The organism is Micromonospora sp. 4G55 (assembly GCF_016803375.1).
Genome location: NZ_JAEVHN010000306.1, coordinates 1 through 7,120 on the forward strand (window position 1 = coordinate 1; position 7,120 = coordinate 7,120).

Sequence of the window (7,120 nt, forward strand, 5' to 3'; positions counted from 1 at the left end):
CCAGCACCCGCACCGGTACGTCGGTGAGCGTCGCCGGGTCGGGCAGGGCGGCCGGGTCGAGCACCATCAGCGGTGCCTCCAGCACGCTCAGCCCCGCCGCCCGGGCCACCGCGAGCAGGTCGGGCGTGGTCTCGTGCACCCACTCGAGGGCCTCGGGCAGGCCCAGCTCGCGCTGCCGCTCGCGGCAGGGCGGCCGGGTCGAGCACCATCAGCGGTGCCTCCAGCACGCTCAGCCCCGCCGCCCGGGCCACCGCGAGCAGGTCGGGCGTGGTCTCGTGCACCCACTCGAGGGCCTCGGGCAGGCCCAGCTCGCGCTGCCGCTCGCGGACGGCGGTGACGTCGGCCAGCGACGGCGGCGCGGTGGCGTCGAGGCGGGGCCGGGCGTAGAACGGCCAGCCGACCCCTTCCCGAACGAAGAGCACGAGCGCGCCGTGCTCCTCCCCGCGTGCGACGTCGCGGGGCACCGCGTCGTAGAAGCGTTCCAGCCGGGCGAGGATTTCGCTGCGCAGGGGATCCACCGCGCGAGACTACCTGTCCCAGAGTCTGGAAGGTGTGATCAATCTGCACTGGCCTTGCGCGGGTCTCCCTAACGTAGACTCAATAAACCGCCAAGGGCCGACGTCGTCCCGACCATGATCCAACCTGAGTGACGACAGGAGGCCCGGTGGCCTTTCCGTACCCTCACAGCCCGCAGTCGGCCCCGCCCGCGGCCGGTCTCTACGACCCCGCCAACGAGCACGACGCGTGCGGCGTGGCCTTCGTCGCGGACCTGCACGGCCGGCGCTCCCACGCGGTGGTGGCGGGCGGCCTCGGCGCGCTCTGCCGCCTGGACCATCGGGGCGCCCGGGGCGCGGAACACAACACCGGTGACGGCGCCGGAATCATGATCCAGGTCCCGGACGCCTTCCTGCGCGCGGTGGTCGACTTCCCGCTGCCGCCGGTCGGCCAGTACGCCACCGGCCTGGTCTTCCTCCCCGACGACGACGCGGCGGAGGCCCGCGCCCGGCAGGTGGTGGAGAAGTACGCCCTGGTCGAGGGGGCCGACCTGCTCGGCTGGCGGGACGTGCCGGTCGACCCGAGCGGGCTGGGCGAGACGGCGCTCGCGGCGATGCCCCGGATCCGTCAGCTCTTCCTGGCCGCGCACCGGCTCACCGACACCCCGGCCGGCCCGGCCGGCTCGCCGCTGGCCGGCCTCGACCTGGACCGGGTGGCGTTCTGCGTGCGCAAGCAGGCCGAGCGGGAGAGCGCCGAGCGGGGGGTGCCGGCGTACTTCCCGTCGCTGTCCTCGCGGACCATGACCTGGAAGGGCATGCTCACCCCGGACCAGCTGCCGGCGTACTTCCCGGAGCTGACCGACGAGCGGGTGGAGAGCGCGATCGCGCTGGTGCACTCCCGGTTCTCCACCAACACCTTCCCGTCCTGGCCGCTGGCCCACCCGTACCGGTTCATCGCGCACAACGGTGAGATCAACACCATCCGTGGCAACCGGAACTGGATGCAGGCCCGGGAGGCGCTGCTGCGCAGCCCCGAGATCCCCGGCAACATTCGGCGGATCTTCCCGGTCTGCACCCCGGGCGCCTCCGACTCGGCGAACTTCGACGAGGTCCTGGAACTGCTGCACCTGGCCGGGCGCAGCCTGCCGCACGCGGTGCTGATGATGATCCCGGAGGCCTGGGAGAACGACCCGGGCATGCGGGCGGACAAGCGGGCCTTCTACCGGTTCCACGCCAGCCTGATGGAGCCCTGGGACGGGCCCGCCTCGGTCGCCTTCACCGACGGCGAGATCGTCGGCGCGGTGCTGGACCGCAACGGGCTGCGCCCGGGCCGCTGGTGGCGGACCTCCGACGGGCTGGTCGTGCTCGGCAGCGAGGCGGGCGTGCTCGACCTCGACCCGGCCACCGTGGTCGCCAAGGGGCGGCTCCAGCCGGGCCGGATGTTCCTGGTCGACACCGTCAACGGGCGGATCGTGCAGGACGACGAGATCAAGGCCGAGCTGGCCGCCGCCCGGCCGTACGCCGAGTGGCTGCACGCCGGGCTGATCGACCTGACCGACCTGCCGCCGCGCGAGCACATCGTCTACACCCACGACTCGGTACGCCGCCGCCAGCAGACCTTCGGCTACACCGAGGAGGAGCTGAAGATCCTGCTCGCGCCGATGGCCCGGCTCGGCGCGGAGCCGCTCGGCTCGATGGGCACCGACACGCCGATCTCCCCGCTGTCGACCCGGCCGCGGCTGCTCTACGACTACTTCCACCAGCTCTTCGCCCAGGTCACCAACCCGCCGCTGGACGCCATCCGGGAGGAGCTGGTGACCAGCCTGTCGTCGACCATCGGCCCGGAGGGCAACCTGCTCGACCCGGGCCCGGCGAGCTGCCGGCAGATCGTGCTGCCGTACCCGGTGATCGACAACGACGAGCTGGCCAAGATCCTCTCGATCGACGAGGACGGCGACCTGCCCGGCTTCAAGGCGGTCCGGGTCTCCGGGCTCTACCGGGTCCGTGACGGCGGCGCCGGCATCAAGGCGCGGCTCACCGAGATCTGCCGGCACGTCTCGGAGGCCATCGAGGACGGGGTGCGGATCCTGGTCCTGTCCGACCGGGACTCCAACGCCGACCTGGCGCCGATCCCGTCGCTGCTGCTCACCGCGGCGGTGCACCAGCACCTGGTCCGCGAGCAGACCCGCACCCAGGTGGCGCTGATCGTCGAGTCCGGCGACTGCCGCGAGGTGCACCACGCGGCCGTGCTGATCGGGTACGGCGCGGCGGCGGTCAACCCGTACCTGGCCTTCGAGTCGGTCGAGGACATGATCTCCACCGGCGCGCTGGTCGGCGTGGACCCCGGCAAGGCCATCCGCAACTACGTCAAGGCGCTCGGCAAGGGCGTCCTGAAGATCATGTCCAAGATGGGCATCTCGACGGTGTCGTCGTACTGCGGGGCGCAGGTCTTCGAGGCGGTCGGGCTGCACACCCGGCTGGTGGATCGCTACTTCCGCGGCACCCCCAGCACCATCAGCGGCATCGGGCTGGACGAGATCCACGCCGAGGTGGCCGCCCGGCACGCGCTGGCCTGGCCGGCGCCGGGCGCGGAGACCTCCGACCGGTTGGAGGTCGGCGGCGAGTACCAGTGGCGCCGCGAGGGTGAGCTGCACCTGTTCAACCCGGAGACGGTCTTCCTGCTCCAGCACGCCACCCGCACCCGCCAGTACGACGTGTTCCGGCAGTACACCGCCAAGGTCGACGAGCTGGCCGCGCGGGCCGGCTCGCTGCGCGGGCTGTTCACCCTGCGTACCGGGGTGCGTCCGGCGGTGCCGATCGACGAGGTCGAGCCGGCCACCGAGATCGTCAAGCGGTTCGCCACCGGCGCCATGTCGTACGGGTCGATCTCGGCGGAGGCGCACGAGACCCTGGCCATCGCGATGAACCGGCTCGGTGGCAAGTCCAACACCGGCGAGGGCGGCGAGGACGTCGAGCGGCTGTACGACCCGGCCCGCCGCTCCGCAGTCAAGCAGATCGCCAGCGGCCGCTTCGGCGTGACCAGCGAATACCTGGTCAACGCCGACGACCTCCAGATCAAGATGGCCCAGGGCGCCAAGCCCGGCGAGGGCGGGCAGCTGCCCGGCAACAAGGTCTGGCCGTGGATCGCCCGGACCCGGCACGCCACCCCGGGGGTCGGCCTGATCTCCCCGCCGCCGCACCACGACATCTACTCCATCGAGGACCTCGCCCAGCTGGTGCACGACCTGAAGTGCGTCAACCCGGCCGCCCGGGTGCACGTCAAGCTGGTCAGCGAGGTCGGCGTGGGCACCGTCGCGGCCGGCGTCGCCAAGCTCAAGGCCGACGTCATCCTGATCTCCGGGCACGACGGCGGCACCGGCGCCTCCCCGCTGAACTCGCTCAAGCACGCCGGCACCCCGTGGGAGCTGGGCCTGGCCGAGGCGCAGCAGACGCTGCTGCTCAACAAGCTCCGCGACCGGGTCACCGTGCAGGTCGACGGCCAGCTCAAGACCGGCCGGGACGTGCTGGTCGCGGCGCTGCTCGGCGCCGAGGAGTTCGGCTTCGCCACCGCCCCGCTGATCGTCGAGGGCTGCGTGATGATGCGGGTCTGCCACCTGGACACCTGTCCGGTCGGCATCGCCACCCAGAACCCGGTGCTGCGCGAGCGGTTCACCGGCAAGCCGGAGTTCGTGGAGAACTTCTTCCTCTTCCTCGCCGAGGAGGTCCGCGGCTACCTCGCCGAGCTGGGCTTCCGCAGCATCGACGAGGCGATCGGGCACGCCGAGCTGCTCGACGTCGCCCCGGCGGTGCAGCACTGGAAGGCGCACGGGCTGGACCTCGGGCGCGTACTGCACCTGCCGGAGCTGCCGGCGGACGCCGCGCGGCGCGGCGTGCGGGCCCAGGACCACGGCCTGGAACTGGCCCTGGACAACGAGCTGATCGCCCTGGCGCAGCCGGCGCTGCGCGACGGCAGCCCGGTCCGGGTCGAGGTGGCGGTGCGCAACGAGCACCGCAGCGTCGGCGCGATGCTCGGCGGCGAGGTCACCCGCCGCTTCGGCGGCGCCGGCCTGCCCGACGACACCATCGAGTTCGTGCTGCGCGGCACCGCCGGGCAGTCCTTCGGCGCGTTCCTGCCGCGCGGGGTCACCCTGCGGCTGCACGGCGACGCCAACGACTACGTCGCCAAGGGACTCTCCGGCGGGCGGATCGTCGTCCGCCCGGACGCCGCCGCGCCGTTCGCCGACCCGGACGCCGCCGCCGGCGCCCGGGCCGAGGACCAGATCATCGCCGGCAACACCATCCTGTACGGGGCCACCGGCGGCGAGCTGTTCCTGCGCGGCCGGGTGGGGGAGCGGTTCGCGGTGCGCAACTCCGGCGCGGTGGCCGTCGTCGAGGGCGTCGGCGACCACGGCTGCGAGTACATGACCGGCGGCACGGTGGTGGTGCTCGGCGAGACCGGGCGCAACTTCGCCGCCGGCATGTCCGGCGGGACCGCGTACGTGCACCGGCTGGACACCGACCGGGTCAACGCCGAGCTGGTGGACCTGGTGTCGCTGCGCGACGCCGAGCGCGACCTGCTGCACGAGCTGGTGCAGCGGCACGTCGCGGAGACCGACTCCGTCCTCGGCGCGGAGCTGCTCAAGCGCTGGCCGGAGGCGGTGGAGGAGTTCACCGCGGTGGTCCCCCGGGACTACCGCCGGGTGATGGAGATCATGCGGGCCGCCGAAGCCGCCGGCCGTGACGTCGACGACGCGGTCATGTCTGCGCTGACCGCGCCGGTGCCGCCCGCCCCGCGGGTGGCGGCCCAGGAGGTGGCTCGTGCCTGACCCGAACGGTTTCCTGCGCTACGACCGGCGGTTGCCGGCGCGCCGCCCGGTGCCGGTGCGGATCAGCGACTGGCGCGAGGTCTACCCGCCGGCCGGCGAGGAGCTGATCCGCGAGCAGGCCACCCGGTGCATGGACTGCGGCATCCCGTTCTGCCACGACGGCTGCCCGCTGGGCAACCGCATCCCGGACTGGAACGACCTGGTCCGCACCGGCAACTGGGACGCCGCGGGCGCCTGGGTCGCCGCCACCGGCTGGCCGATCACCACCGTCGCCGAGCGGCTCAAGCCCGAGGCGGTCTACGAGCGGTTCCTCGCCTTCCGGCAGGGCCTGGGCATGGAGATCCTGCCCACCCACGGCGGCGACCGGCCCGCCTTCGACGTGCTGGTGGACCGGGTCCGCGCCGGCACGGTGGTGCCGCTGCTGGCCGACCGGGACCTCTCCGCCCGAGGGGTGGAGGTCGACTTCTTCGGCGGCCGGACCCGGATGCCGGCGGGCCCCGCGCTGCTGGCGGTCCGCACCGGCGCCCCGCTCTACGTCGCGTCGATGTGGTACGAATCGGACGCCGCGTGCGCCTCGCTCGAGGGTCCGCTGCCGCTGCCGGATCCCGACTCGGCACCGTTGGACCAGCGGGTCCGGTTGCTGACCCAGCGGATTGCCGACGCTCTGGCGGCGGGCATCGCGCGGCATCCGGAAGACTGGCACATGTTGCAGCGGATGTGGCTGGACCAGCGGAGCACGGACAGCGGCGCGACATCACCTGCGCCGGTCACCGGCCAGGCCTGACGGGAAGGGCGCCTACGTGCGGATCGGCATCGTGTGCCCGTACTCCTTCGACGTACCCGGTGGGGTGCAGAACCACATCATGGACCTCGCCGAGGCGCTGATCGGGCTCGGTCACGAGGTGAGCGTGCTCGCCCCGGCCGACGAGGAGTCGGCGTTGCCGCCGTACGTGGTCTCGGCGGGGCGCGCGGTGCCGCTGCCGTACAACGGGTCGGTGGCCCGGATCGCGTTCGGCCCGGTCTCCACGGCCCGGGTGCGCCGCTGGCTCACCCGGGGCGACTTCGACGTGCTGCACGTGCACGAGCCGCTGACCCTGAGCCTGTCGATGCTGGCCGTGCTCTCCGCGCGCGGGCCGGTGGTGGCGACCTTCCACACCGCGATGACCCGGTCCCGGGTGCTCGCCGCCGCGCAGGGCGTCCTGCAGATCGTGCTGGAGCGGATCACCGCCCGGATCGCGGTCAGCGCCCTGGCCCGGAAGGTTCAGGTCGAGCACATGGACGGCGGTGCGGTGGAGATCCCCAACGGGGTGGCGGTGGCCAAGTTCGCCGGCGTCGAGCCGCTGCCCGGCTGGCCGGGGGAGTGCGCGCCGGGCACCGGCGGCACGCTCGGCTTCCTCGGCCGCTTCACCGAGGCCCGCAAGGGGTTCCCGATCCTGCGCGACGCCTTCGTCGCATTGGCGTCGCACCGGCCCGGCCTGCGCCTGCTGGCGGCCGGCCCCGGTGACCCGGACGACCTGTTCGGGCAGTTTCCCGCCGAGCTGCGCGACCGGGTGACCTTCCTCGGCATGGTGCCGGAGGAGGAGAAGGCCCGGATGCTGCGCAGCGTGCACCTTTACGTCGCCCCGAACACCGGCGGGGAGTCCTTCGGGATGATCCTCACCGAGGCGCTGGCCGCCGGCACCACGGTCGTCGCCAGCGACCTCGACGCGTTCCGCCGGGTGCTCGACGGCGGGCGGGCCGGCCGGCTCTTCCCGACCGGGGACGCGGCCGCGCTGCGTACCGCCCTGGCCGACCTGCTCG

3 protein-coding genes and 1 pseudogene are annotated in these 7,120 nt (G+C 73.2%); 3 read left to right on the forward strand and 1 reads right to left on the reverse strand.

Translation table 11 applies throughout. The annotated features are described in order from the left end of the window. Nucleotides 1-518: pseudogene (locus JNW89_RS22235) on the reverse strand (hypothetical protein); the annotation flags it as partial. A 146-nt stretch (nt 519-664) separates the two neighbouring features. Between JNW89_RS22235 and gltB the strand changes: the two are divergent. The 3 genes from gltB to JNW89_RS22255 all read left to right on the forward strand — a co-directional run. After that, nucleotides 665-5,320 carry a glutamate synthase large subunit gene (gene gltB / locus JNW89_RS22240; RefSeq protein WP_238450366.1) on the forward strand — a complete coding sequence of 1,552 codons (4,656 nt, stop codon included), beginning with the start codon at nt 665-667 and terminating at the stop codon, nt 5,318-5,320. After that, complete coding sequence (locus JNW89_RS22250) at nt 5,313-6,104, forward strand: phosphatidylinositol mannoside acyltransferase (RefSeq protein WP_309140015.1); 792 nt, start codon at nt 5,313-5,315, stop codon at nt 6,102-6,104. Before gltB ends, JNW89_RS22250 begins: the two co-directional genes overlap by 8 nt. Before the next feature lie 16 nt (nt 6,105-6,120). Then, the coding region (locus tag JNW89_RS22255; RefSeq protein ID WP_238450367.1) for a glycosyltransferase family 4 protein at nt 6,121-7,120 on the forward strand (1,000 nt) is incomplete at its 3' end.